The sequence below is a fragment of the Amycolatopsis deserti genome, from assembly GCF_014653945.1.
GTDB lineage: Bacteria > Actinomycetota > Actinomycetes > Mycobacteriales > Pseudonocardiaceae > Amycolatopsis_E > Amycolatopsis_E deserti.
Map to the genome: position 1 here is coordinate 20,920 of NZ_BNAU01000006.1, position 24,838 is coordinate 45,757.

Here is a 24,838-nt window from a genome sequence, read left to right on the forward strand (position 1 = left end):
CTAGTAGGCGAAGGCAAGCTCATCCTTGCCCTCTTCGTCGGTCTTCTTGGGCGGGATGACGCCGTCGATGCCGCCACGGACGTACTTGCGGATGAGGAACACCTCGACCACGCCGAGCACCGCGTACAGGGTGGTCAGGGCGATCAGCGAGGTCCACACCTCACCGGTGGAGATCCGCGACACCGCCTGCGCGGTGAACATCCACACACCGTCCACACCGGACGGGTTGGGCACCACGACGAACGGCTGGCGGCCCATCTCGGTGAAGATCCAGCCCGCGCTGTTGCCGATGAACGGCGTCGCGATGCTCAGCAGCGCCAGGCGCGGGAACCACTTGGTGTCCGGGATCCGGTTCTTGCGCGTCAGCCACAGCGCCAGGAGCCCGGTGCCGGCCGAGATCGCGCCGAAGCCGATCATGATCCGGAAACCCCAGTAGGTCACCGGCAGGTTCGGCACGTAGTCGATCGGCTTGCCGGCCAGCTCGCCGAGCTGCGGGTCGTCCGGGTAGTTCGTGCCGTAGCGGGCCTGGTACTCGGTCACCAGGTCCTCGACACCCTTGACCTCGGTGCTGAAGTCGCTGTGCGCGAGGAACGACAGCAGCGCCGGCACGTTGAACGTCTTGACGTCCTCGCAGTTCTCCGAGGTGACGTCGCCGATCGCGATGATCGAGAAGCTGGCCGGCTGCTCGGTGTGGCAGAGCGCCTCGGCCGAGGCCATCTTCATCGGCTGCTGCTCGAACATCAGCTTGCCCTGGACGTCGCCGGTGATGGCGAGCACGGCGAACGCGACGATGCCGGTCCATCCGCCGAGGCGGATCGACGACCGCCACACCGCGCGGTGCTCGTCGTCGGTCTTGCGTTTGCGCCACAGGTGCCAGGCGGCGATGCCGACGAGGAACGCGGCGGCGACCGAAAACGCGCCGGCGATGGTGTGCGGGATCGCGGCGAGCGCGGTGTTGTTGGTCAGCACCGCCCAGATCGAGTTCAGCGTCGGCTTCCCGTCGACGATCTCGGCGCCCACCGGGTGCTGCATCCACGAGTTCGCGGCGAGGATGAAGTACGCCGAGGCGATCGTGGCCAGCGAGAACGCCCAGGCGCAGGCCAGGTGCACCTTCTTGGGCAGCCGGTCCCAGCCGAAGATCCACAGACCGAGGAACGTCGACTCGACGAAGAAGGCGACCAGGCCCTCCATCGCCAGTGGCGCCCCGAACACGTCACCGACGAAGCGGGAGTAGGCGTTCCAGTTCATCCCGAACTGGAACTCCTGGACGATGCCGGTCACCACGCCCATGGCGAAGTTGACCAGCAGGAGCTTCCCCCAGAACTTGGTCATCCGGTAGTAGCGCTGCTCACCGGTGCGGACCCAGGCGGTCTGCATCCCCGCGACGAGGACCGACAGTCCGATGGTGAGCGGGACCATGAGGAAGTGGTAGACGGTGGTGATCCCGAACTGCCACCGCGCCAGCTGGAGCACGTCCACGTCATTCAGACTGCTCGCTCCCGCGGTCCGGCATCAGGTCCCGCGGTCCTGATCGTCCCGGGACCAAGGTCCCGGTGCCCGACACAGCTTTGACAAGCGGGGCGCTCGTTCCGTATCTTTCGGATTAACCGGGGCGTGCGCCCCGCTTATCGAAGGAACGCATGAACGAGCTGGTACTGGTCACCGGAGCCACCGGACAGCAGGGCGGGGCGGTCGCGCGGCGGCTGCTGGCCGATGGCTGACGGGTCCGGGCGCTCACCCGCGATCCGGCGAAGGCGGCGGGACTGGCCGGGGCGGAGGTGGTGCGCGGCGACCTGGCGGATCCGGATTCGATCGCCGCGGCCGTGGCCGGCGTGTCCGGGGTGTTCAGCGTGCACCCGGGTCCACTCGCGCCCGGGCAGGACGAGGTCCGCGCCGGGAAGCTGGTCGTCGACGCGGCCCGGCGGGCCGGCGTGCGGCACCTGGTCTACAGCTCGGCCCTCGCGGCGGACGTCTTCCAGCCGCCCAAGTGGGAGATCGAGCAGCACCTCGCGGCGAGCGGCCTGTCGTACACGATCCTGCGGCCGTCGTCGTTCATGGAGAACTACCTGAACCCGCTGTTCGGCCTGCACGACGGCGCGCTGCGGACCGCGCTCGCGCCGCACGTCCGGCAGCAGCTGATCGCGCTGGACGACATCGCCGCGTTCGCCGCGGCCGGGTTCGCGGGGCGGCTCGACGGCCGCACGCTGCCCCTGGCCGGCGACGCGCTCACCCCCGGCGAGGTGGCCGCGGCCGTCGGCGCGGCTCTCGGCGTCACCGTGCCCTACGAACAGCTCGACATCGAGGAGTTGCGCCGGGTCAATCCGCGCTTCGCCCGGGGTTACGAAATCCTCAACAACAACCCCGAGCCGACCATCGACATCCCGGCGCTGCGGGCCCTGCACCCTGGACTGATGACCTTCGCGCAGTGGCTGGAGCGGACCGGTTCCGCCCAGCTCAAGGACGTTTTCGGAGCGGCGAAAAAAATTGTGAGCCGTCGCCAGAATTAATTCTGGCGAGCCGAAAACCCGCAATTCGCGAAACCGATCTGCTGGCAATTGCGCGCACTCCCCTTTATCGTTGCAGTGAAAGGGGAGTGGAAATCACCGTGAGTACCGCACTGCTGGCGCTGCTGAGCGCGTACGTGCTCGTCCTGGCCGTCGAGCTGCCGGACAAGACGATGATCGCCACCCTCGTGCTGACCACCCGCTTCCGCGCGTGGCCGGTCCTGGTCGGCGTTTCCCTCGCGTTCGCCGTGCAGTCCACCATCGCGGTGCTGTTCGGGCGCGCGCTCACCCTGTTGCCGGACAGCCTGGTCGCGGCGGTCGTCGCGGCGTTGTTCGGGCTCGGGGCGTTCCTGTTGCTGCGCGAGGGCTTCTCCACGCCCGACGAGAGCGGCGAGGACGCGGCGCGCCAGGGCGTGAAGCCGGTGACGTTCCTGCGGTCGGCGGCCACGTCGTTCGGCGTGCTGTTCGCCGCCGAGTGGGGCGACGCGTCCCAGCTGGCGACCGCCGGGCTGACCGCCCGGTACGGCAACCCGCTGATGGTCGGCGCCGGCTCGCTGCTCGCCCTGATCACGGTGGCGTCGGTCGCGGTGTTCATCGGGCACAAGGTGCGCGGCCGCCTCAAGCCGAAGCTGCTGCAGCGCATCGCCGGGTTCGCCTTCGCGGCGTTCGCCCTGCTGGCGGTCGTGCAGGTCTTCGCCTAGGCGGTCACCGCCGAGACACCCGGCCGCACATCGGTGCCGCCGAGTACCGCGGCGCCCGTCAGGAACCGCGCAGCACGTCGGCCACCGCGGCGGCGGCTTCGACCACCTGGGGGCCCACGGTTTCAGCGTTGAGCGGGCCCAGCGCGATCACCCCGACGGCGGCCCGCAGGCCCGGCACGCCACGCACCGGCGCGGCGACGCCGGAGGTGCCGCGCTGGGGTTCGCCGGTGACCGCCGCCCAGCCCCGGCCGCCGCGACGCAACGTCAGCGCCTTGCCCGCGGCGCCGACACCGATCGGGTGGCGGGCGCCGACCCGGTAGGCCACGTGGAAGTCGGTCCACGACGGCTCGACCGTCACCACCGATTCGACCAGGTCACCCTCGGCGATCGACAGGTGCGCGGTCGCACCGGCCCGCTCCGCCAGATCGCGCAGCGCCGGGCGCGCGGCTTCGCGCAGTTGCGGCACCACCTGCCCGGCCAGCCGCAGCACGCCGATGCCCAGCCTGACCTTGCTGCCGTCGCGCCACACCAGCCCACGCGCGGACAGCGGCACCAGCAGCCGGTAGACCGCGGCGCGGCTGGCGCCGATCGCGGCGGCCAGTTCGGAGATGGTCGCCGCGTCGCCGTCGGCGTCGGCCACGGCCTGCAGCAACGCCAGGCCGCGGTCGAGGGTCAGCGAGCCTTCGGCGCTCACTACAGCAGGCCGAGCGCCTCGAGGTCGGCGACCGGCGCCTCGAAGCTGTCGCAGGCGTAGGACGCGAAGAGCGCGCGCACGGCCTTCGCGGCCGGTTCGGACAGCGACTTCGCCTCCGCGGCGAGGGCCTCGCCGTCGGTGGAGGCGAGCGCGCCGCGGACGTCGCCGCCGGAGAGGCTGCGCGCCACCGCGACGAGCAGGTTCAGGAAGCCGTGGTGGGTGATGTTGTTGTCCGGGTCGTCGTGCCGGACCGCGCGGTGCAGGCTGTTGGTCGCCTTGAAGGAGGCGCCGGGCGAGCCGGACACGACCGCGAGGAAGTCGGCGACCTCGTCGATGCTGGGGAAGTTCTCGCTGGACTGGCCGCCGCAGCGGATCTTGGGCCAGCTGCCGTGCTCGATCACGCGCCGCACGCCGTCCAGCCAGCCCACGCCGCGGCGCGGCTCGACCACGCGGATCACGTCCTCGGGGACGAACTCCGAGACGCGCTCCAGCCACACCTCGTCGACGTCGGACGGCGCCGGCATCTCGACCATGCGCAGCGACAGCAGCTCGCTGCGGGACTCGACGATCGAGATCGCCTTCGGCACGCCGCCCAGACCGGTGTCGATGATCAGCGACAGCGGCAACGGCTGCTTCGGCTTGATCTTGATCAGCTCGGTGATCAGCTCCGGCAGGCGGGACGCCTGGCACAGGAAGACGCCCAGCAGGCCCGCGTGGTCGCCCTCGCGGCCGTCCAGGTAGTTCCGCAGCGCGTCCGGCATGGTGGCCGTGCCGGGCGGGAAGAGCGCCGAGTCGTCTACGAGCCGCGCGAAGAGGGGCGGAATTCCGCGGGGGCCGGGGGGCGTGAGTTCCACAGCGCTTGACACATGGGACACGCTAGTAGCGTACGGGAACCGGACAAACGCGTACGCCCCCCGGACAGTTCACCGCAGGTTCACCAACCCGAGAACGGGATACCCGGGCAGGCCGGCCACGGCTTTCCTGCCCCGCTCGGGCGTGCCGAGCACCCACAGCCGCTGCGTGTCGCGCACGTTGACCAGCAGGTCGAGCGGCACACGCTGGAACAGCACGCGGGCCGTGCCGTCGGCGAGCATCACCCGGCCCTCCGCCTTGCCCGTGCCACCCGAGGCGCCCGGCGTGATCTCGGTGTCCAGCGTCGCGTGGAGTTCCTGCCACGGCTGTTCCTTCACCGCCGTGGACAGCGTCGCCGTGCGCACCGGCATCATCAGGCCCAGCACGGCGTAGAGCACGGCCAGCACGGTCACGAAAGTGCTCACGTACGGCAGGTCGAAGTAGGTCAGGTTCACCGTCCAGAGCACGGCCGCGAGCAGCACGAAGAACCCCGCCATCCCCCACGACCGCCGCCAGACCTCACGCAGGAACGTCGTCACCACCGGGTCCCGCAGGGCGGCCACCATCGCCCGCGGCGGCACGGGTGGTTCCACCGAGCCCGGCGCGGGCTCGGTCGTGATCCGGCCGAACCGCCCGTTGATCCCGCCCGGCAGAGCGACCAGCACGCGGCCGCGCGGATCCGGGCCGATGAAGTACACGCGCCGGAGGCCGGCCAGCAGGATCCGCTTCGACTCCGGCAACCGCACGACCAGCCAGCGCGGCTCGGGCCCGGGCAGCACGACGCTGACCTTCGACCCGGCCACCAGCAACTGTCCCGGACCGGGGGTGAGCAGGACGGACGGGTACGCGAGCAGCTTGCGGCCCGGCAGCACCCGGAAGAACAGCAGCCACGACTGGTACACGGTGGCCACCGCGAGGAACGCCGCGAAGGCGGCCGAAGCCGGGTCGGTGTCCAGTGCCAGCAGCAGCCCGGCCGCCACCACGTAGACGACCATCGAGTTGATCAGGCGGCTGCGCTGCTTCTGGATGATCTCGACTTCGAGTGAGTCCGTCGCGGCCGGTTCGCCGGGGTGCGGCTCGTAGGCGAGCACGCGTTGCTGGGTGGAGTCCACACCTCCGAGTCGATCAAGCCACCAATCGTGTTACCGATCCACTTCCCTTCCCCGATCACTCAGGTTAGGCCACCTAAGTAGGAGGTGGCCAGTGACCGAGATCCGACGTCCGCCCGCACCCAGCCCCGCCGAGCGCGCGAAGACCATCGCCGTGCGGAACGGCCCGGGCGCGCTGCTGCCCACCGCGGGCGACCCGGCCGGCAGCGACCGCGTGGTGCCCGAGCTGCACCACGTCCACCCCAGCGGCAGCGTCAGCGTCCTGCTGCCGGACGACCACCCGCTGCTGGCCCGCACCCGCGCGGCGGACCGCGGCGAGCTGGCCGTGGTGTTCGAACTCGCCGACCACGCACCGGTCGACCTGCGGGAACCCGTCCGCGGGCTGCTGTGGATCACCGGCTGGCTGCGGCACCTCAGCCCGGAGGCGGCCCGCGCGCGGGCGGTGTCGATCGCGGAGGCGCGGCCCGATCCGCGCCTGCTGGACCTCGGCCACGGCCTGAGCCTGCTGCGGCTCACGCCCGCCTCGCTCGTCCTCGCCGATGCGGAAGGCACCCACTCGCTGCGCCCGCACATGTTCAACGCCGCCGCCGCGGACCCGTTCGCCGGCTACGAATCCGGCTGGCTGCGGCACCTGGAAAGCGATCACCCCGACGTGGTCGGTCAGCTCGCCCGGCACATCCCGGAGGAACTGCGCGGCGGCCGGATCCGCCCGCTCGGCCTCGACCAGTTCGGCCTGCGGCTGCGGGTCGAATCCGGCGACGGCGACCACGACGTGCGCCTGGCCTTCGCCAAGCCGGTGCACAGCCCCGCGCAGCTGAGCATCGAGCTGCGCCGGCTGGTCGGCTGCCCGTTCCTGGCGAAGAACCAGATACGCGTCCAGCCCTAGCCCAGCTCGGGCGGAAAACCACCGGTGGCGATCGGGCCCCACCGCTCGATCGTCACGCGGATGAGGCTCTTGTTCTGCTTGACCATCGCCTGGCGGTACTCGTCCCAGTCCGGGTGCTCCCCGGAGATCGACCGGAAGTACTCCACCAGCGGCTCGACGGCCTCGGGCACGTCGAGCACCTCGGCCCGGCCGTCGAACTGCACCCACGGCCCGTTCCAGTCGTCGGAGATCACGCACGCCGACACGGCCGGGGTGCGGCGGGCGTTGCGGGTCTTGGCGCGCTGCGGGTAGGTCGCCACGACGAATCGGCCCTCCGGGTCGATCCCGGCGGTGACCGGGGACAGCTGCGGGGTGCCGTCGGCGCGGGTGGTCATCAGGATGGCGCGGTGCCGGGGCCGGAGGAACTCCAGCAGCTCGGCGCGGTCCACGCGGTCAGCGGTCGCAATCTTGGCCATGTCACCAGACGGTAGCGTGCGGACGTGCTCAGCTCCTGGCTCCGCCCCGAACGTCCCGCGATGCCCGAACCGGTGGACGCTGACACGGCACGGCGGCTGAAGATCGAGCTGGTCGTCGTCTTCTCGATCACCCTGGGCCTGTCCGGCGCACGCAGCCTGCTGTCGCTGATCGACTCGCTCCTGCAGCCGGAACCGCTGTCCGATCAGCACGTCGCGCTGAACGTCCCGCAGCGCGCGGCCGACCTGCTGGACCTGCTCGCCCAGCTGCTGTCGGCGGTGCAGCTCGTCGGCTGGGGCGCGCTCGGCGCGTACCTGCTGTGGCGCGGCGGGATGAAGCTGGCCGAGGTGGGCCTGGACCGCGACCGCCCGGGCCGGGACGTGCTGTGGGGCGCCGGGCTGGCCGCGTTGATCGGCGTTCCGGGGCTGGTGCTGTACTTCGTCGGCTGGAAGCTCGGGTTCAACCTCGCGGTCGTCCCGTCCCGGCTGAACGACACGTGGTGGCGCCCGATCGCGCTGACGCTGTCCGCCTTCGGCAACGCCTTCGCCGAGGAAGTGCTGGTCGTCGGCTACCTGCTGACCCGGCTGCGGCAGCTGGCCTGGCGCGAGAACACGGCGCTGGTCGCCGCCGCCGTGCTGCGCGGGTCCTACCACCTCTACCAGGGCTTCGGCGGGTTCGTCGGCAACTTCGTCATGGGACTGGTGTTCGGTCGCGTGTGGCAGCGGACCAACCGGCTGGTGCCGCTGGTCGTCGCGCACACGCTGCTCGACGTCGTCTCGTTCGTCGGGTACTCGCTGCTCCGCGGACACGTCAGCTGGCTTCCCTGAGCACTACGCTCAGCGCGTGACCAACGAATCCCCCCGGGTGGACAGCGAGGTCGGCCCGCTGCGCGCCGTGCTGCTCCACCGGCCGGGCAACGAGCTCACGAGGCTCACCCCGCGCAACAACGACAAGCTGCTATTCGACTCGATCCCGTGGGTCGGCCGCGCCCAGGAGGAGCACGACGCGTTCGCCGAGGTCCTGCGCGGCCGCGGGGTCGAGGTGCTGCTGCTGGCCGAGGTGCTGCGGGAGGCGCTGGCCGATCCACGCGCGCACGCCGCCGGGGTGCACGCCGCGGTCGACGACCGGCGGCTAGGCGAGGATCTGGGGGACGCGCTGCGCTCGCACCTGTCCGGTGTGGACGCCGCGACGCTGACCGAGGTCCTGATGGCCGGCCTGACCTTCGAGGAGCTGCCCGCCGCCGAGGGCGCGTCGCTGGTCCGCAAGATCCACCACCCGCACGACTTCGCGGTCGACCCGCTGCCGAACCTGCTGTTCACCCGCGACTCGTCGGTGTGGATCGCCGACCGGGTGGCGATCTCGTCGCTGGCGATGCCGGCCAGGCGCCGCGAGACCGCGCTGCTCGACCTCGTCTACGCCTACCACCCGCGGTTCTCCCACGCCTCGCGCGCGTACGGCGCCCACTCCGCCCCCGTCGAGGGCGGGGACGTGCTGCTGCTCGCGCCGGGCGTGCTGGCCGTCGGCATCGGCGAGCGCACGACGGCCGCGGGTGCGGAGTCGCTGGCGCGCTCGCTGTTCGCCGACGACATCGCCCACACCGTGCTCGCGGTGCCGATCGCGCAGGCCCGCGCCACCATGCACCTGGACACCGTCTGCACGATGGTCGCGCCGGACGCGGTGGTGATGTACCCGCTGGCGCGCGACGAGCTGGTGGCGTTCACGCTGCGCCCGGACGGTGACGGCTCGCTGCGTGTGGACGGCCCGCAGCCGTTCCTGCACGCCGCGGCCGAGGCGATGGGTATCGAGAAGCTGCGCGTGATCGACACCGGCCTCGACCCGGTGACCGCGGAACGCGAGCAGTGGGACGACGGCAACAACACGCTGGCGCTCGCGCCGGGCGTGGTGGTGGGCTACGAGCGCAACGTGGAGACCAACGCGCGGCTGGCGGACGCCGGCATCGAGGTGCTGGCCATCGCCGGTTCCGAGCTGGGCTCCGGCCGCGGCGGGCCGCGCTGCATGTCGTGCCCCGTCGTGCGTGACCCGATCGGGTAATTAGGAAAGGCTAAGCTGAATTAGTACGTCCTAAATAAGCACTTCCTAATCTCGGTAAGCCTACCCAAACGAAAGAGGAATCACCAGGTCCGAATGGTTGACGATCAGCGAAATGGCCTATTCTTGAGTCATGGCGATGCTGAAGAAAGAACCGCGCTCCAAGTTCTACGAACTCCTGCAGCAGCAGGTGCAGAACGAGTTCCACGCTTCCCAGCAGTACGTGGCGCTGGCGGTCTGGTTCGACAACGCGGACCTGCCCCAGCTGGCCAAGCACTTCTACCGCCAGGCGGTGGAGGAGCGCAACCACGCGCTCGCGCTCGTGCGGTACATGATCGACACCGACCACCACGTGGACATCCCGCCGACCCGTGAGGTCCGCAACGACTTCGCCGAGCCCGTCGAACTGGTCGAGCTGGCGCTGGAGCAGGAGAAGGAGGTCACGGCCGACTTCCACACCCTGATGAAGGCCGCCCGCGCCGAGGACGACTACCAGGGCGAGCAGTTCCTCCAGTGGTTCCTCAAGGAACAGGTCGAGGAGGTGTCGCAGATGTCCACGCTGCTCAACGTGGTCAAGCGCGCCAACGGCAACATGTTCGAGGTGGAGACCTGGCTGGCCCGCGAGGCCGTCGGCGACGACGGCGCCTCGGACATGCCGCCGGTCGCCGGTGGCGCCCTGTAGGACCGCCATACCGCGGAGCGCACCAGAGCCCGGGCCGATCGGCCCGGGCTCTGCGCTGTCAGCAGCCCGGCGCGGCGACCAGTTCCCAGTTCACGACCGTGTCGGTGGAATCGACGTAGAACGTGTAGCTGGCACCCGATCCGGTGGCGGCGCTGTAATTGCCCGCACCGGCCGTCAAATCAGGATAGGCATTCCTCAGTTCCGCGACCGTGGACCCGGTGCCGGCGTTTTCCGGAGTGCGCGCGCCGGTCGCCGCGAACACCAACACTCCACCGGACGGCGAAATGGTCACCGACGCGATGTTCGCCGCGCCTTCGGCGAGCCGGTAGGTGGTGCATTCGGTGGGCGCGGTGTCCGCGTCGTCGAGCATTCCGGTGGCCTTGGCCTCGTCGAAGCTCATCCCGAGCCGCAACTGCCGGTAGCCGCTGGGGCCGAGGACGACGCCGGTGGCCGGCTCCGGGCGGGCACTCGGGCGGCTGCTGCTCGGCGACGAGGTGCGGGTGGTGCCGGCCGGGGGCGGCGCGGGTGTCGCGGTGGTGGTCGGCACCGGCGGGGGCGGCTGCGTGGGCAACTCGGGGAACGACGGCGGCACCACGACCGGTCCGGGAGCTTCCGAGGTCGCGGCCGGGACGCTGGTGGTGGGACGGGCGGCCTGGTGCACGCCGGGATCCTGGCGTGCGGCCGCGAGACCCAGGGTGACCAGCAGAGCGGCGGTGAGGACGCCCCCGGAGGCGGCCACGGCGGTGCGGCGGCGACGACGACGGCGGGCGCCGCGGACGATGGTGCTCTCGGCTCCCGGGACAGGCGTGATCGCCAGCCGGTCGTCGTCGAACAGCCGCCGCAGCTCGTCACCGAGCTCGTCGTCGGGGTTCACCAGTCGTCCCTCCCTCCGGAGATCGAGCCGATCTTGCTCCGCAGCGTCGAGATCGCCTTGCTGGCCTGGCTCTTCACCGTGCCCGTGCTGACGCCCAGCGAGGACGCGATCTCGGCCTCGGACAGGCCCTCGTAGTAGCGGAGCACGATGACCGCGCGCTGGCGCGGCGGCAGCTCGCGCAGGGCCTGCCACAGCGGCTCGTGCTCGAACGGGTCCACCGGTTCGGCGGTGCGCTGCTCGGGCAGGTCGGCGACCAGGCTCTCCCGCTTGAGGCGCCGCCAGCGGCTGATGTGCGCGTTCGCCATCGCGCGCCGGACGTAGGCCAGCGGGTCGGCCGCCTTGCGTTGCACGTGGGTCCAGCGGGAACCGATCTTCTCCAGCACGGTCTGCACCAGGTCGGCGGCGTCGTGCGGATTACCGGTGAGCGCGTGGCCGTAGCGGAGCAGACCGGGCAGGCTCGCCTGGACGAACTCGCCGAAGTCCGCCAGCTCCTCGCTCACCGCTGACCCCCTCCCCGCCGCGCGGCCGCCTCCCCAGGCGATGGCCGTCGCGGCCGAGGTCACCGTATCGCCTCCCTCGTCCGTGCGTCTTGCCCCTTCGCCGAGTCCACGCATGACGGCCCCCTCCGGTTGTCCGGCGCTCTCCGGGGGGGACGTCTCAGCGGGGGTCTCGTTGCGCGAGGCTCCCGGGCAGCTCGAAGGTCCCGTCCGGGCCCGGCGGGAACGGGTGCACGGCCACCACGGCCTCGGCGCGGATGGGCCCGTAGACGTGCGGGAAGAGGATGCCGTCCGGATGCGGAGGATCGCCCGCTTCCCAGCGCAGCGGGACGTCCAGGCGGGCCGGGTCGATTTCCAGCAGCACCAGGTCCGTGCGGCCGGCGTAGAGCGCGTTCGCCGGGATCGCCACCGTGCCCGGATCGGAACAGTGGATGAAGCCCACGGTGTCCAGGGACGGGGCGCGGTAGTCCGCGCCCGTCCACTCGGCGGCCGCACAGAGGTGCAGGATCACTAGCGGAGCGTCAGCTGCCGTCCGACCAGGCCGTCGCGGGCGCGACGCTCGGCGGCGGTCAGCGGCTCGGCGTCCACCGACTTGAGGGCCTCGTCCAGGCGCGCGCCCAGCTGCTCGGCCGGCTCGACCCACTCGCGGGCGTGCGCCTCCGGGTCCAGGTCCCAGACCGGCACCAGCAGGCCGTGCGCGCGGAACGACCCCGCGTAGCGGGAGCCCTCGCCGAGCGACAGCTCACCGGCCGCGGACAGCCGCGCAAGCGCTTGCATCAGGCGACCCTCCGGCTCCGGGCGGACCCAGCGCAGGTGCGCCTTCTCCCCGGCGAGCACCCAGTACGAGCCGGTGCCCAGCCGCTCGGTCGGCATGATCGCCTCGTTGGCGCGCTCCAGCGACACCTTGACCTCGCCGCTGGGGTCGGTGTCCTCGGGCAGCCACCAGTCGAAGTTCGAGTGCAGGGTGACGTCCAGCTCGGCGTCGGCCACCAGCAGGTCCTGCAGGCGCTCGCCCTCGGCGGGCGGGCTGGTGGTGTCCGGCACCGGCAGCACGTCGCCCGGCTCGGCCGTCAGCGCCCAGCGGATCGCGCGGCCCAGGTCGCGGCTCACGTCGCTGGAGCGGGTCTGCACCTGGAGGCCGACGAACACCTCGCCGTCGGTGCGCACGAAAGCGGCCGCGGCCATCGGCAGCACGGTCGCCAGCGTGATCTTCCGGTCCCCGGCGTCCACAAGGGACAGCGGCGCGGTGGCCGACGGCACGAACTCGCGCAGCGCGATCAGCTCCGGCTCGGCGGCCAGCCCCTCGAACGGCTGCCCCACGAACACGTCGCGGATCTTCGGTGCCTTGTCCTTCTTCGGACCCCGCTTGCGCGCGCCCTTGCCCATCTCGCCTCCTCGACTACAGGCCGCAGACGCTACCGAACCGGGCACGGCCCGCCGGATCGGGGGATTAGGCTCGGGTCGTGTTCGATCCCCGTGACCCCGCCTTCCTCGCCGACCCCTACCCGGAGTTCGCCCGCCTGCGCGCGCAGGCGCCGGTGCACCGGCACGACGGGCTGGGCCTGGCGATCGCGGTGTCCCACGCGGCCGCGTCGGCCGTGCTGCGCCACCGCGGGCTGGGCCGGATCTGGACCGACGCGAGCCCGGCCGAGCAGTTCGTGTCGTTCAACCTGCTGCACCGCAACTCGCTGCTGGAGAACGAACCGCCGGTGCACACGCGGCTGCGCCGGTCGATCTCGTCGGCGTTCGGGCGCGGGCACGTGGAGCGGCTGCGGCCGACGGTGATGAAGCTGGCGGACGACCTGGTGGCGAAGCTCGCCGCGGCCGGCTCGGGTGACCTGCTGGAGGCGCTCGCGCAACCGCTGCCGGTCGCGGTGATCTCCGAGCTGCTCGACGTGCCGGAGGCCGACCGGCCGCGGCTGGTGCCGTGGTCGAACGCGATCGTGAAGATGTACGAGTACGGGCTGCCCGAGGAGGGCCGGGTGGCGGCCGAGCGCGCGGCGACCGAGTTCGTCGAGTTCCTGCGGGAACTGGCCGGACGGCGGCGCCGGGAGCCGGGCGAGGACCTGATCACGGACTTGCTGAACGCCGAGTTGACCGAGGACGAGGTGGTCGCCACCGCGGTGCTGCTGCTGATGGCCGGCCACGAGGCGACGGTCAACGTGATCGGCAACGGCGTGTGGGCCCTGCTGCGGCACCCGGACCAGTGGCAGCGCCTGGTCGACGACCCGGAGCTGATGCCGACCGCGGTGGAGGAGCTGATCCGCTTCGACGCGCCGCTGCAGCTGTTCGAGCGCACCGCGACCGAGGATGTCGAGATCGCCGGCTTCCGGGTGGCGAAGGGCGAGAAGATCGCCGCGCTGCTGGGTGCGGCCGCGCGCGACCCGGAGGTGTTCGCCGACCCGGACACGCTGGACGTCGGCCGCACCGAGGGCACGCACCTGGGCTTCGGCGCGGGGATCCACTACTGCATCGGCGCGCCGCTGGCCCGGATCGAGATCGCCGCCGCGCTGGCAGCGTTGACCACGCGGCTGCCCGGCCTGCGCCTGGTGGCCGAACCAGAGCGGCGGCCGGAGTTCGTGATCCGCGGGCTGAAGAACCTGCCGGTGACGGTCTAGCGAGCCGCGCCCGCGGGGCGCGCCGTGCGCAGCTCCGGCGCCGGGGCGCCCTTCACCGAGCGCACCTGCAGCGGGCGCAACCGGTCAGCGCGGACCGGGGCCAGCAGCGTCGTCAGGCGGTAGACCAGCACCGCGGTCAGCCCGGCCAGCGCCGCGGCCGAGGTGTTCAGCAGCCCGGTCAGCAGCACGCCGTCCGCCATCGCCTGGACGCCGTCCTTGAAGCGCCACCAGATGACGAGCACCATCAGCACCTCGTTGACCACCCAGGCCGCCCACCAGGCCAGCACCATCCGCGACGGGCGGGGACGGCGGTCCGGGGCGCGGCCCAGCACCAGGTGCTCCAGCTCGGCGAGGATGGAACCGGCCATCACCAGGTTCACGCCCGGCACCAGAACCCCGGCCACGACCTCGCGCGTCGAGCGGGCCGGTTCCTGGCCGGCGGCCTCCGCGGCGGCGCTGCGGGCGACCAGCAGCCACCACAGCGTCGCCCCGATGGCGATCAACCCGAACACCACGGTCAGCAGCGACGCGATGATCTCCAGCGCGTCGGAGAACGCCACGGTCGCCGCGTGCAGGGCCGTCGTGCGGCTCATCACCAGCAACGCGTAGCGCCAGAACTCGGCCCCCGCCGCCACCACCGCGAGCCCGGCGAGGAACCACAGGATCGTGACCGCATTGCGGTGCAGCACCCGCACGCGCTCGACCGGGCTCGGGTAGCCGGACGGCGTGCCGGGCACCGCCGTCGGCACCCGCCAGGCCAGGTGCGGGAAGCCCCAGCGCGGCGGCACGTGGTAGGACGGCGGGCCGTCGTAGCGCTCGGCGGCGCGCACCGGCCGGGGACGGATCGCACCCGGCGGAGGGCTCGCCACCCAGCGGACGCGGGGTCGCGCTCGGTAGGGCCGCGGGGACGGGTGCATGGGACCTACAGGACCTCGGGTGGACCGTCGTGCTCGCCGACGACCGGGCGCCCCTCGGTCTCCCAGGACTTCATGCCGCCGGCCACGTTGATCGCGTCCCACCCGCTGGCGTTGAGCCAGGCCGCGGCCCGGGCGGAGCGGCCACCGGTGCGGCACACCACGTAGAGCGGCTGGTCGTCGGGCAGCTGAGCCAGTTCGTCGGTGCGCGCGGGCAGCTCGCCGAGCGGGATGTGGACCGCGCCCGGGGCGTGGCCGGCGTCCCACTCGTCCTGCTCGCGCACGTCCAGCAACACCAGCCCGTCCGTGGGGAGTTCGGAGACGGACGCGGTCGGGATGTCACCTGGTTGCACGTTCACATACTGACACGCGCACCCATCAACTGCACGTGAACCCGAAAAGGGCCACCTCCGGGCATCGGAGGTGGCCCTTTCGCCGGTCAGGTCAGTGCACGGTCGCCTTCTCGGCGTGCGCACCGGTCAGCGACCGGACCTCCATCTCGGCGTACTTCTTCTCGTTGTGCTCCTTCGACAGGATGGTGCCGAGGAAGCCGAGCAGGAACGACGCCGGGATGGACACCAGGCCCGGGTTCTCCAGCGGGAACCAGTGGAAGTCCACACCCTTGATCATCGGCTTCGGCCCGCCGGACACCGCGGGCGAGAAGACGATCAGCACGATGCAGACGATCAGGCCGCCGTACATGCTCCACAGCGCGCCCTGGGTGTTGAACCGCTTCCAGAACAGCGAGTACAGCAGGGTCGGCAGGTTCGCCGAGGCCGCCACCGCGAAGGCCAGCGCGACCAGGAAGGCCACGTTCTGGTTCTTCGCCAGGATGCCGCCGACGATCGCGAGCGCACCGATCACCAGGGCGGTGATCCGGGCGACCCGCACCTCGGCCTGCTTGCTGTCCACCTGACCCTTCTTGATCACGTTGGCGTACACGTCGTGCGCGAACGACGCCGACGCCGTGATCGTCAGGCCGGCCACCACCGCGAGGATCGTCGCGAAGGCGACCGCGGAGATGAACCCGAGCAGGACCGGCCCGCCGAGTTCGAGCGCCAGCAGCGGCGCCGCCGAGTTGGTCGTGCCCGGCGCCGAACTGATCGTCTGCGGCCCCACCAGCGCACCGGCACCGTAGCCCAGCACCAGGGTGAACAGGTAGAAGATGCCGATCAGCACGATCGCCCAGACGACCGACTTCCGCGCGTCCTTCGCGGTGGGCACCGTGTAGAAGCGCATCAGCACGTGCGGCAGGCCCGCGGTGCCCAGCACCAGCGCGATGCCCAGCGACAGGAAGTCCAGCTTGCTGGTGCCGGTCTTGCCGTACTGCTTGCCGGGGTTGAGCAGCGCTTCACCTGTCTTCCCGCCGTTCTCGACGGCGCCCTGCAGCAGGTGCGAGAAGTTGAAGCCGAACTTGCCCAGCACCCACAGCGTCATCGCCAGCGCGCCGAGGATCAGCAGCACCGCCTTGATGATCTGCACCCAGGTGGTGCCCTTCATGCCGCCGATCAGCACGTAGACGATCATCAGGACGCCGACGATCGCGATGACCGCGTTCTGACCCCAGTCGCTCTTGATACCGAGGAGCAGGTTGACCAGGCCGCCGGCGCCGGCCATCTGCGCGAGCAGGTAGAAGAACGACACCGCGAGCGTGGACACCGCGGCCGCCGCGCGGATCGGCCGCTGCCGCATCCGGAACGCGACGACGTCGCCGAGGGTGAACTTGCCGGTGTTGCGCAGCAGTTCGGCGACCAGCAGCAGCGCGACCAGCCACGCGACGAGGAACCCGATGGAGTAGAGGAACCCGTCGTAGCCGTTCACCGCGATCGCGCCGGCGATGCCGAGGAACGACGCCGCGGACAGGTAGTCGCCCGAGATCGCGATGCCGTTCTGCGGGCCGGTGAACGAGCGGCCGGCCGCGTAGTAGTCGGAGGCGGTCTTCGTGTTGCGGCTGGCGCGGAACACGATCACCAGGGTGATCGCGACGAAGATCGCGAAGATGATGATGTTGAGCGTCGGGTTGCTGCCCTTGACGCCCTGCGCGAGGGTGCTCACTGCGCGTCTCCTTCGATCTCACCGCGGAGCCTGTCGGCGATCGGGTCCAGCTTGCGGTTGGCGTACCGCACGTAGAGCCCGGTGATGAGGAACGTCGACACGAACTGCAGCAGGCCGATGAGCAGGCCGACGTTGAAGTTGCCGATCAGCTTCGTCGACATGAAGCCGTGGGCGTAGTCGGCGAGCAGGACGTAGACGAGGTACCAGACGAGGAAGAGGACGGTCATCGGGAAGACGAAGGTCCGCAACCTCTTGCGGAGCTCGGCGAACTCGGGGCTCGCCTGCACCTTCTGCCAGTTGTCACCCGGACCCGTCTCGTCGACGAGGTCCTGGTCGCTGGTGCTCACGGGACAACCTCCCTTTCCATGGTCTCTACCTCTTCCGCTCGTGTGATGCGGGTAGATCTTGCCGTGAAACGTGAGAGTTGTTGTTAATCCTTTTGAGTGAATGATCTTACGGAGAGTTGACGATCTTACGCCGGTTTGACGTAGGTATGTCCATTTGACGAATCACCAAACGGCAAAGATTCGCCAAAGGGTCAACCGACGGTAAACGAAACCGCCAAGCGAGTGAAACTCTTGCGGGTGAGAAGTGGGGTCACGGAGCGTCCGGGCCGGTTGACGGCTGGAAGTCGCTTGAACGGTGTTGCCGGCGGTGTGGAGGCGGCGGGGTGATGCGGGCGCGCGCCCGTGAGTCGAAGCGGCACCAGACCCGAGCCCTGATGTCCGGCCCGGCGCGGCCATCCAACCGCCTACTTGCGGTGCCGGCCCCGCCCCATGCGGGTTCGCTCCTCAGCCTGTCCGAAGCGCGCCACCGCGCGGTCCCGCATGAAGCCGAGTCGGTCGGGGGCGTGCAGGCGCAGCATCACCGCGTTCACATCCGCCGGCTTGCCGTTCGGCGTCGCCAGGCTCACCAGGATCGTCACCGCGAACGTGACCGGCACCGTGATCAGCGCGGGCTGGTCGGTGAACCACGGCGCCCAGTCCCCGGTGAACCGGCTGGCCATGTCCACCCCCAGCGCGCCCAGCACCAGCCCACCGCCGATGACCATCCCCGCCATCGCGCCCGGCCAGGTCAGCCCGCGCCACCACACGCCGAGCAGCAGCAACGGCGAGAACGTCGACGCGGCCAGCGCGAACGACATCCCGACGCTCAGCGACAGGTCGTTGGGCCGCAGGAACAGCGCCAGCGCCAGCGGCACCAGCCCGACCACCCCGGCGGCGATCCGGAAATCCAGCACGCGGCCCTTCGACAGGTCCGTCGACACCACACCCGCCAGGCTCACCAGCAACCCCGACGACGTGGACAGGAACGCCGCGAACGCCCCGGCCAGCACGACCGCGCCGAGCACCTGCCCGGCCACCCCCGGCACCATCGCCGACGGCAGCCGCAGCACGGCGGCGTCGGTCTGGCCGGTCACCAGCAGCTCCGGCACGTACATCCGGGACAGCGCCCCGAGGATCGTCGGGAACAGGTAGAACAGCCCGCACAGCAGCAGGACGTGCACCGTGGTCCGGCGCGCCGCCCGGCCGTCCGGGTTGGTGTAGAAGCGGACCAGCACGTGCGGCAGGCCCATGGTGCCGAGGAACGTCGCGAAGATCAGCGAGTACGTCTGCAGCAGGTCCCGCAGCCCCTCGGACCCCGGCCGCAGCCAGTCGGAGTTGGTGACCTGCGCGTCGCTCACCGTCGGCACCGGGGTGCCCGCCGCGAACCACACCTGGCTGCCCCGCGGCAGCTCCTGCGTCGAGCCCCGCAGCCAGATCTCGTCGTGCGGGACCGGTTCGCCGGGGTACCGGATCTGCACCTGCGTCAGCGTGCCGACCTCGAAGGCGACGTCGGTGCGGATGTCCACGGTGGTCGCCGACGCGAACACCGGCGGCGCCGGCGAGCCGAGCGAACCGGCCGGGCCCGGCTTGCCGCCGGCCAGGAACACCGCGCACAACACGAACGCCGGCACCGCGATCGCGAACAGCTTGAGCCAGTACTGGAACGCCTGCACCACGGTGATCGCGCGCATCCCGCCCGCGATCACGTTGACGCCGACCAGGACGCTCACCGTCACCGCGCCGACCCAGGCCGGCGCGTCCAGCACCGTCGTGAGCGCCAGCCCGGCGCCCTGCAGCTGCGGGACCATGTAGAGGATCCCGATGAGCACCACGAAGAACGTCCCGCACCGGCGCAGCGCGACCGAACCGAGCCGCGCCTCCAGGAAGTCCGGCAGCGTGTAGGCACCCGAGCGGCGCAGCGGCGCGGCGACGAACAGCATCAGCGCGAGGTAGCCGGCGGTGAAGCCGATCGGGAACCACAGCCCGTCGGCGCCGTCCTTGAGGATGATCCCCGCGATGCCCAGGAACGACGCGGCCGACAGGTACTCACCGGAGATGGCGGCGGCGTTGCGGCGCGAGCGGACCGTGCGGCGCGCGACCAGGAAGTCGTGCGTGGTGTTGGCGAACCGGGACGAGCGGTGACCGAGGTAGAAGGTCAGTCCGGCGACGGTCGCGATGCCGCTCAGCGCCCACGGGTTCAGGTGCACGATCCGGATTGTCCCCTGCTGCGGGTCCGGTCCCGAAGGCCGGTCACGACTCGATCATGTCCACGAAGTCCCGCTCGTGCCGCTCGGCCAGCCGGTTGTAGGCCAGGCCCGCGAGCAGCAGCAACGGGAACGGCAGCAGCCCCAACAGCAGCCACGCCAGCGGCACGCCGACCACGCGCAGCGCCGCGAAGCCCGGCCACAGGTAGAAGGCCAGTGGAAGCGCGCCGAGCAGCACCAGCACCAGCGCGCTCAGGCCGATCGCGGTGCGCAGCTGGTGCTTGACCAGGTCGCGGATCAGCAGCTCACCCCAGCTGGTCTGCTGCTCCAGCTCCAGACGCGCGCGCAGCGTCGGCGTCGCGCGCCGGGACCGCGGATCGGCCAGCACCACCCGCTGACGCTTCGGCGGTTTCGCCGGTTCCGGTGGCGCCTCGGGCGGCGGCGCGGGCGACACCGGCTCCACCGACGCCGGCTGGTAGTTCTTGCCCAGCGTCGGGTCCGGTTCCCGCACCCCGTCGACGCGACGGTAGAAGTCCTCGGTCATCGACCACCCGTGAGTCGGTCCTTGAGCTCACGGGTGTGCCGCCGGGAGACCGGGAGCAGCTTCTCCTCGTTGCCGATCACGACCTGGTAGCCGCCCTGCCCCATGCGCAGCTCGGTGATCAGGTTCAGCGCGACCAGGAACGACCGGTGGATGCGCACGAACCCGGCCTTCTCCCACCGCTCCTCGAGCTGGGTCAGCGGGATGCGGACCAGGTGGCTGTTGCCGTCCTTGGTGAACAGGCGCGCGTAGTCGCCCTGCGCCTCGACCCAGCGCACCGACGAGCGCGGCACGAGCTTCGTGGTCCCGGCGAGCTCGACCGGGATCACCTCGTCGTCGTCCGCCGCGGCGGGCGCGGCCGCACCCGGCCCGGGCGGGGCCACCGTCTTCAGCTTCTCCAGCACCCGCTCGACGGCCCGGTCCAGCCGGTGCTGGTTGCACGGCTTGAGCAGGTAGTCCACGGCGCCCAGGTCGAACGCGTTGACGGCCTCGTGCGCGTGCCCGGTGACGAACACCAGCACCGGCGCGGGGCTCATCGCGGAGAACACGCGCGCCATCTCCATGCCGGACAGGCCGGGCATCTGGAGGTCGGCGAACACCGCGTCGATCGGCGGCAGGCCCCGCTCCTTGCGCTCGCGCACCTCCGGATCGTCCGAGGCCAGCACGCGCAGCGCCTCGGAGGCGTCGACCGCGGTGAAGACGCGGCCGATGTGGGGGTTGTTCCGCAGGGTGTCGACCAGGAGGTTCAACCCGTGCGGCTCGTCGTCCACGGCCAGGACGAGCAGTCTGGTGTCTTGTTGCGCACTCACAGTGACTCGCATCCTGCCTAGTGGCGCCCGCGATGTCCATACCGCTTCAGGGCTAGTGCGTGGCGGCTACGCACCGCCACCGCGTGCCGGCCCTTGTCCTGGTTCTCGGCGACGCAGGACCGCTTCCGCGGCGCCGCGTTCGACGTGCTCGCTGAGATGGGCTTGCCAGGTACCAGGCCAGAGCGGTACCGGATATCAACGCGGCCGGGGCCCGCACGACAGTCCGCGACATCGTGGCCGGGATCAGCCACGCCGCCATCGGCTACCAACTCGGATCTCGGGACGCGCTTCCCACGCCGGCGCTGATCGACAGCTTCACGACCCACCGCGCGCTGTGGGTGGCGCAGCCGGAGGCCGTGGTCCAGGCGCAGCGGTCACCGAGTCGTCCGCGCGGGCTCGGCGGTTCGGTGCCGCTGGCGTTGATGGCCGGGCTGATGCTGCGGTAGCTGGTGGACCCGAGCGCGTCCCCTCCGCGGCCGACGTCACCGCCGAGCTGCGGTCATCGGCCGCCGAGCTCGAGGGTCAGAGGCCGTAGCGGGCCCACGCCGCGCGGCGTTCCACCGCCTCCAGGAGCGCGGCCGCCGGTGCGCCGATTCCCAGCCGGGCCAGCAGCGGCTTCTTCGGCTCGGCGATCGTGATCTCGGCGTCCGGCCAGCGCTGCTCGACGACCTCCCGCAGGTTGCCGATCCCGTCGACCAGGCCCAGCTCGACCGCCTTCGCGCCGAGCCAGACGTCGCCGGTGAACAGCTCCTCGGTGTCGGCGAGCCGGTCGCCGCGGCGTTCCTTCACCCAGTCCACGAACATCTCGTGCAGCTGGCTGTGCATCTTCTTCAGCCACTCGACGTCCTCGGGCTTCTCCGGGGCGAACGGGTCGAGCCGCTTCTTGTTCTCGCCGGCGGTGTGCACGCGCCGCTCGATGCCGAAGCGCTCCAGCAGCCCGGTGAACCCGAACCCGCCGCTGATCACCCCGATCGAGCCGACCATCGACGTGCGGTGCGCGTAGATCTCGTCCGCCGCGCAGGCCAGCCAGTAGCCGCCGGAGGCGGCGACGTCCTCGCAGAACGCGATCACCGGCACGCCCGGCTTCCTGGCCGCGAGCTGGCGGATCCGCTCGGCGACCAGGCCGGACTGCGTCGGCGCGCCGCCCGGCGAGTTGATCTGCAGCGCGACCGCCTTGAGCCGGTCGTGGTCGAACGCGCGGGTCAGCGCCGACTCGACGGCCGCGAGGTTGATCGTGCCGCGCGCGAGCGGCGAGGGCGTCGGGGTGATCACCCCGTGCAGCTTGACGACGGCCACCACGTCCTTGCGGTCGCCCCGGTCGCCGATGCGCGAGATCCTGCTGCTCAGCCTGTCCGTCACGCTGGTCATGGCGCCAGGTTACGGACTCCTTCGGATTTGTGCAGACGGCCGTTGCGGGCCGGCTCGGGCGGGGCGTCCGCGTAGTCCGGCAGGTCGGTGCGCACGCCGGGCGCGAACTTCGGCACCCGCAGCGTCACCTTCATCCCGGCACCCGGGGCGGTCTCGACCATCAGCGCGTACTCGTCGCCGAACAGCTGCCGCATGCGGGCGTTGATGTTGCCCAGCCCCACGTGCGCGCCGGTGCGGTGCGAGTTGCGCAGGTCCGCCAGCCGCGCCGGGTCCATGCCGATGCCGTCGTCCTCGACGCTGATCAGCGCCTCGGTGCCGTAGTCGGACGCGGTCACCGTGACCATGCCGCCGGTCGGCTTGTTCGCCAGCCCGTGCTGCACGGCGTTCTCCACGAGCGGCTGGATGATCAGGAACGGCACCACGACCGACAGCACCTCGGGCGCGATCTTCAGGCGCACCTCGAGACGGCCGCCGAAGCGGGCGCGCTCGATGGTCAGGTAGCGGTCGATGTTGCGCAGCTCGTCGGCCAGCGTGGTGAACATGCCGGAGGTGCGGAACGAGTACCGCGTGAAGTCGGCGAACTCCTGCAGCAGCTCGCGCGCCTCCTCCGGGTCGGTGCGGATCAGCGCGGAGATGGTGTTGAGCGCGTTGTAGATGAAGTGCGGCGAGATCTGCGCGCGCAGCGCCTTGATCTCGGCCTGCTGCAGCTGGTGCTTGGACTCCTCGAAGCGGGCCAGCTCGAACTGGGTGGTGACGAACTGCGCGACCGCGTCGGCCATCTGGATCAGCCGCTTGCCGGAGCTGCGGCCGACCACGATGAGCGCGGCCTCGACCTCGTCCTCGACCAGCAGCGGCACGATCACCGCGGTCTTCATCTTGCAGGTGCCGCGGTGGTCGCACGGGACGTCGTCGTGCGAGACGACCTCGCGGCGGGCCTTGCGGATCGACAGCATCACCGCGCTGCTCAGGTCGAGGTAGTGGTCGTTGGCCTCGCCGTCCCAGGAAACCAGCGTGCCCTCGTTGTCGGTGATGCCGACGGCGACGCACTTGAGCAGTTCGAGCAGCTGCGAGGTGATGCGATCGGCGCTGGCCTGGTCGAAGCCCTCGCGGAGGTCCGGGGTCGCGCGGGACATGTGGTAGACGGCCTCGAGCACCGCGTCCTCGATCGAGCTGCTCGGCTTGCGCGTCCGCGCCAGGACCACGATCAGGACGATCAGCAGAACACCCGCCACGCTCCACGGGATGATTTGCGAGATCGGCAGACCGGACACGGCGTCAATGCTCTGCGCTCGTGACGCCGCGTGCAAGCTCTTCAACGCACTTTCTGTGCAGACTTCGCCACCCTGCGGGGTGACGGGCTACTTGAGCAGGCGCGACAGGCGACGGTCCGCCAGCGGCTTGCCACCAGTCTGGCAGGTGGGGCAGTACTGGAACGACTTGTCGGCGAACGACACCTCACGCACCGTGTCCCCGCACACCGGGCACGGCAGGCCGGTCCGGGCGTGCACCCGCAGGCCGGACCGCTTCTCGCCCTTGAGGCGGGCCGCGTCCTGGCCCACCGAGCGCTCCACCGCGCTGGTCAGGATCTCGTGCACCGCCTGGGCGAGCCGGTCCAGCGCGTCGTCGGACAGCTTGCCCGCCGTCGCGAACGGGGACAGCCGCGCGGCGTGCAGGATCTCGTCGGAGTAGGCGTTGCCGATCCCGGCGATCACCGACTGGTCGGTCAGCACCCACTTGAGCCGCTCGGTGCGGCCTGCCAACAGCTCCGCCAGCGAATCCCGGTGGAGTGACAGGGCGTCCGGGCCGAGCCGGGCGATGCTGGGCACCTCCCGCGGGTCCCGCACGACCCACACCGCCAGGCCCTTCTTCGTGCCCGCCTCGGTCAGGTCGAAGCCGCGGTCTCCGAAGTGGACCCGCAGCGCGATCGGCCCCTTGCCCGGCTTCGGCGGCGTCGGCGAGAGGTTGTCCGCCCAGCGCAGCCAGCCCGCGCGCGCCAGGTGCACCACCAGGTGCAGGCCGTCGCAGTCGAGGTCGAGGTGCTTGCCGAACCGGCCGGCCCCGGTCACCTCACGACCGTGCAGGTCGGTGTAGGGCGGGTCGAACGTCTTCAGCACGGCCAGCGACGCCACGTCGACACGGCTGACCAGCCGCCCCACCGCGTGTTCCCGCAGGTGGTAGGCCAGCGCTTCGACCTCGGGCAACTCCGGCATCGCTACTCCATCGGCCGCAGCGGGCCCTCGAAGTCCGGGCCCGCCTCCCGCTGGATGGTCTTCGCGAGTCTGGTCAGCTCGCTGCGCACGCGGAACATGCCGGAGATGATCCCGACCCAGCGCTCCGGCGGCGGATCGCCGGTGACGCCGCCGTCGGTCTCCGCGACGACCGTCCACGGCCGGTTCAGCACCCACCGCAGCGGGAAGAACACCGCGATCAGCAGCAGACCGTAGATCACCCACGGCGGCACCACCACGGTGTCGGGCAGCCAGGCGACGAGGATGACGGCCAGCAGGACGCACACGGCGAGCATCGCGATGCCCGAGGTGTAGCTGCCGGAGATGTCGCGCTCGAAGTCCTCGGCGGTTGCCGGGCGGCGCCATTCCATCTGCGCCCGGACGACCCACTCGCGGCCGTCGCCTCCCCGCACCACGCGGTTCATTGTTCGCTGCCTCCCGCTACGGTCGTACGCCCGCCCAACCGTAGCGTGG

27 protein-coding genes and 1 pseudogene are annotated in these 24,838 nt (G+C 71.1%); 8 read left to right on the forward strand and 20 right to left on the reverse strand.

The features are described 5' to 3' along the window. On the reverse strand, positions 1–1,479 hold the full coding sequence (locus IE290_RS23945; RefSeq protein WP_191246950.1) for a cytochrome ubiquinol oxidase subunit I: 1,479 nt from the start codon (positions 1,477–1,479) through the stop codon (positions 1–3). Between the two features lie 254 nt (positions 1,480–1,733). On the opposite strand from IE290_RS23945, the pseudogene IE290_RS23950 reads away from it, so the two are divergent. Beyond that, positions 1,734–2,507 (forward strand): annotated as a pseudogene (locus IE290_RS23950) (NmrA family NAD(P)-binding protein); the annotation flags it as partial. A gap of 110 nt (positions 2,508–2,617) precedes the next feature. Beyond that, positions 2,618–3,205, forward strand: a complete 588-nt coding sequence (locus IE290_RS23955) for a TMEM165/GDT1 family protein (RefSeq protein WP_191247402.1) — start codon at positions 2,618–2,620, stop codon at positions 3,203–3,205. A gap of 58 nt (positions 3,206–3,263) precedes the next feature. Here the strand turns inward: IE290_RS23955 and IE290_RS23960 are convergent, their stop codons facing one another. The 3 genes from IE290_RS23960 to IE290_RS23970 form a co-directional block, all read right to left on the reverse strand. After that, positions 3,264–3,899, reverse strand: coding sequence for a helix-turn-helix domain-containing protein (locus IE290_RS23960; protein WP_191246951.1), 636 nt, complete (start codon positions 3,897–3,899; stop codon positions 3,264–3,266). After that, complete coding sequence (locus tag IE290_RS23965) at positions 3,899–4,753, reverse strand: hypothetical protein (protein ID WP_268246398.1); 855 nt, start codon at positions 4,751–4,753, stop codon at positions 3,899–3,901. Before IE290_RS23965 ends, IE290_RS23960 begins: the two co-directional genes overlap by 1 nt. 69 nt (positions 4,754–4,822) lie before the next feature. After that, positions 4,823–5,863: a hypothetical protein gene (locus IE290_RS23970; RefSeq protein ID WP_191246952.1), complete on the reverse strand. Its 1,041-nt coding sequence runs from the start codon at positions 5,861–5,863 to the stop codon at positions 4,823–4,825. Positions 5,864–5,954: 91 nt separating this feature from the next. Between IE290_RS23970 and IE290_RS23975 the strand changes: the two genes are divergently transcribed. Beyond that, a complete protein-coding gene (locus IE290_RS23975) occupies positions 5,955–6,746 on the forward strand; it encodes a DUF2470 domain-containing protein (protein ID WP_191246953.1) in 792 nt (263 codons plus the stop codon). Here the strand turns inward: IE290_RS23975 and IE290_RS23980 are convergent. Further along, the gene (locus tag IE290_RS23980) at positions 6,743–7,201 is read right to left on the reverse strand and encodes a PPOX class F420-dependent oxidoreductase (protein ID WP_191246954.1); all 459 of its coding nucleotides are present in this window, start codon (positions 7,199–7,201) and stop codon (positions 6,743–6,745) included. The two genes, IE290_RS23975 and IE290_RS23980, sit on opposite strands and share 4 nt — an antisense overlap. A gap of 60 nt (positions 7,202–7,261) precedes the next feature. Here IE290_RS23980 and IE290_RS23985 point away from each other — a divergent pair, with 60 nt between their 5' ends. The 3 genes from IE290_RS23985 (at position 7,262) to IE290_RS23995 (ending at position 9,930) form a co-directional block, all read left to right on the forward strand. Next, positions 7,262–8,026: a CPBP family intramembrane glutamic endopeptidase gene (locus IE290_RS23985; protein ID WP_191246955.1), complete on the forward strand. Its 765-nt coding sequence runs from the start codon at positions 7,262–7,264 to the stop codon at positions 8,024–8,026. A gap of 37 nt (positions 8,027–8,063) precedes the next feature. Beyond that, positions 8,064–9,251 (forward strand): arginine deiminase, encoded by a 1,188-nt coding sequence (locus tag IE290_RS23990; RefSeq protein ID WP_191247404.1) that lies wholly within the window; start codon positions 8,064–8,066, stop codon positions 9,249–9,251. A gap of 130 nt (positions 9,252–9,381) precedes the next feature. Then, positions 9,382–9,930, forward strand: a complete 549-nt coding sequence (locus IE290_RS23995; protein WP_308431373.1) for a ferritin — start codon at positions 9,382–9,384, stop codon at positions 9,928–9,930. A 58-nt stretch (positions 9,931–9,988) separates the two neighbouring features. On the opposite strand, the gene IE290_RS24000 is transcribed toward IE290_RS23995, so the two are convergent. The 4 genes from IE290_RS24000 to IE290_RS24015 all read right to left on the reverse strand — a co-directional run bounded on the left by IE290_RS24000 (position 9,989) and on the right by IE290_RS24015 (position 12,687). Then, complete coding sequence (locus IE290_RS24000) at positions 9,989–10,804, reverse strand: hypothetical protein (protein WP_191246956.1); 816 nt, start codon at positions 10,802–10,804, stop codon at positions 9,989–9,991. After that, a complete protein-coding gene (locus IE290_RS24005; protein ID WP_191246957.1) occupies positions 10,801–11,304 on the reverse strand; it encodes a SigE family RNA polymerase sigma factor in 504 nt (167 codons plus the stop codon). The genes IE290_RS24000 and IE290_RS24005 overlap by 4 nt, the downstream gene beginning before the upstream one ends. Before the next feature lie 157 nt (positions 11,305–11,461). Next, positions 11,462–11,812, reverse strand: coding sequence for a DUF952 domain-containing protein (locus IE290_RS24010; protein ID WP_191246958.1), 351 nt, complete (start codon positions 11,810–11,812; stop codon positions 11,462–11,464). Next, on the reverse strand, positions 11,812–12,687 hold the full coding sequence (locus IE290_RS24015; RefSeq protein ID WP_191246959.1) for a DUF5926 family protein: 876 nt from the start codon (positions 12,685–12,687) through the stop codon (positions 11,812–11,814). The genes IE290_RS24010 and IE290_RS24015 overlap by 1 nt, the downstream gene beginning before the upstream one ends. A gap of 77 nt (positions 12,688–12,764) precedes the next feature. Here IE290_RS24015 and IE290_RS24020 point away from each other — a divergent pair, with 77 nt between their 5' ends. Then, on the forward strand, positions 12,765–13,919 hold the full coding sequence (locus IE290_RS24020) for a cytochrome P450 (protein WP_191246960.1): 1,155 nt from the start codon (positions 12,765–12,767) through the stop codon (positions 13,917–13,919). Here IE290_RS24020 and IE290_RS24025 read toward each other — a convergent pair. The 7 genes from IE290_RS24025 to IE290_RS24055 all read right to left on the reverse strand — a co-directional run bounded on the left by IE290_RS24025 (position 13,916) and on the right by IE290_RS24055 (position 20,780). Beyond that, entirely contained in the window at positions 13,916–14,788 is an 873-nt protein-coding gene (locus IE290_RS24025) for a DUF4328 domain-containing protein (protein WP_191246961.1), read from the reverse strand. The genes IE290_RS24020 and IE290_RS24025 overlap by 4 nt on opposite strands. Before the next feature lie 53 nt (positions 14,789–14,841). Next, positions 14,842–15,192: a rhodanese-like domain-containing protein gene (locus tag IE290_RS24030; RefSeq protein ID WP_191246962.1), complete on the reverse strand. Its 351-nt coding sequence runs from the start codon at positions 15,190–15,192 to the stop codon at positions 14,842–14,844. 85 nt (positions 15,193–15,277) lie between these two features. Continuing rightward, on the reverse strand, positions 15,278–16,888 hold the full coding sequence (locus IE290_RS24035; protein ID WP_191246963.1) for a monocarboxylic acid transporter: 1,611 nt from the start codon (positions 16,886–16,888) through the stop codon (positions 15,278–15,280). Further along, positions 16,885–17,235 (reverse strand): DUF485 domain-containing protein, encoded by a 351-nt coding sequence (locus IE290_RS24040; RefSeq protein WP_191246964.1) that lies wholly within the window; start codon positions 17,233–17,235, stop codon positions 16,885–16,887. Before IE290_RS24040 ends, IE290_RS24035 begins: the two co-directional genes overlap by 4 nt. Before the next feature lie 404 nt (positions 17,236–17,639). Further along, positions 17,640–19,421: a sodium/solute symporter gene (locus tag IE290_RS24045; protein ID WP_191246965.1), complete on the reverse strand. Its 1,782-nt coding sequence runs from the start codon at positions 19,419–19,421 to the stop codon at positions 17,640–17,642. A 43-nt stretch (positions 19,422–19,464) separates the two neighbouring features. Next, a complete protein-coding gene (locus IE290_RS24050; protein ID WP_191246966.1) occupies positions 19,465–19,962 on the reverse strand; it encodes a hypothetical protein in 498 nt (165 codons plus the stop codon). Next, a complete protein-coding gene (locus IE290_RS24055) occupies positions 19,959–20,780 on the reverse strand; it encodes a LytR/AlgR family response regulator transcription factor (RefSeq protein ID WP_191246967.1) in 822 nt (273 codons plus the stop codon). The genes IE290_RS24050 and IE290_RS24055 overlap by 4 nt, the downstream gene beginning before the upstream one ends. 221 nt (positions 20,781–21,001) lie before the next feature. On the opposite strand from IE290_RS24055, the gene IE290_RS37980 reads away from it, so the two are divergent. Then, positions 21,002–21,214: a hypothetical protein gene (locus IE290_RS37980; protein WP_229874682.1), complete on the forward strand. Its 213-nt coding sequence runs from the start codon at positions 21,002–21,004 to the stop codon at positions 21,212–21,214. A gap of 76 nt (positions 21,215–21,290) precedes the next feature. Here the strand turns inward: IE290_RS37980 and IE290_RS24065 are convergent, their stop codons facing one another. From IE290_RS24065 to IE290_RS24080, 4 genes are all read right to left on the reverse strand, one after another. Beyond that, positions 21,291–22,136, reverse strand: coding sequence for a S49 family peptidase (locus IE290_RS24065; RefSeq protein ID WP_191246968.1), 846 nt, complete (start codon positions 22,134–22,136; stop codon positions 21,291–21,293). Further along, complete coding sequence (locus IE290_RS24070; RefSeq protein WP_191247406.1) at positions 22,133–23,416, reverse strand: sensor histidine kinase; 1,284 nt, start codon at positions 23,414–23,416, stop codon at positions 22,133–22,135. The genes IE290_RS24065 and IE290_RS24070 overlap by 4 nt, the downstream gene beginning before the upstream one ends. Positions 23,417–23,494: 78 nt before the next feature. Then, positions 23,495–24,346 (reverse strand): Fpg/Nei family DNA glycosylase, encoded by an 852-nt coding sequence (locus IE290_RS24075; protein WP_191246969.1) that lies wholly within the window; start codon positions 24,344–24,346, stop codon positions 23,495–23,497. A 2-nt stretch (positions 24,347–24,348) separates the two neighbouring features. Then, the gene (locus IE290_RS24080) at positions 24,349–24,789 is read right to left on the reverse strand and encodes a DUF983 domain-containing protein (protein WP_191246970.1); all 441 of its coding nucleotides are present in this window, start codon (positions 24,787–24,789) and stop codon (positions 24,349–24,351) included. Positions 24,790–24,838 lie beyond the last annotated feature (49 nt).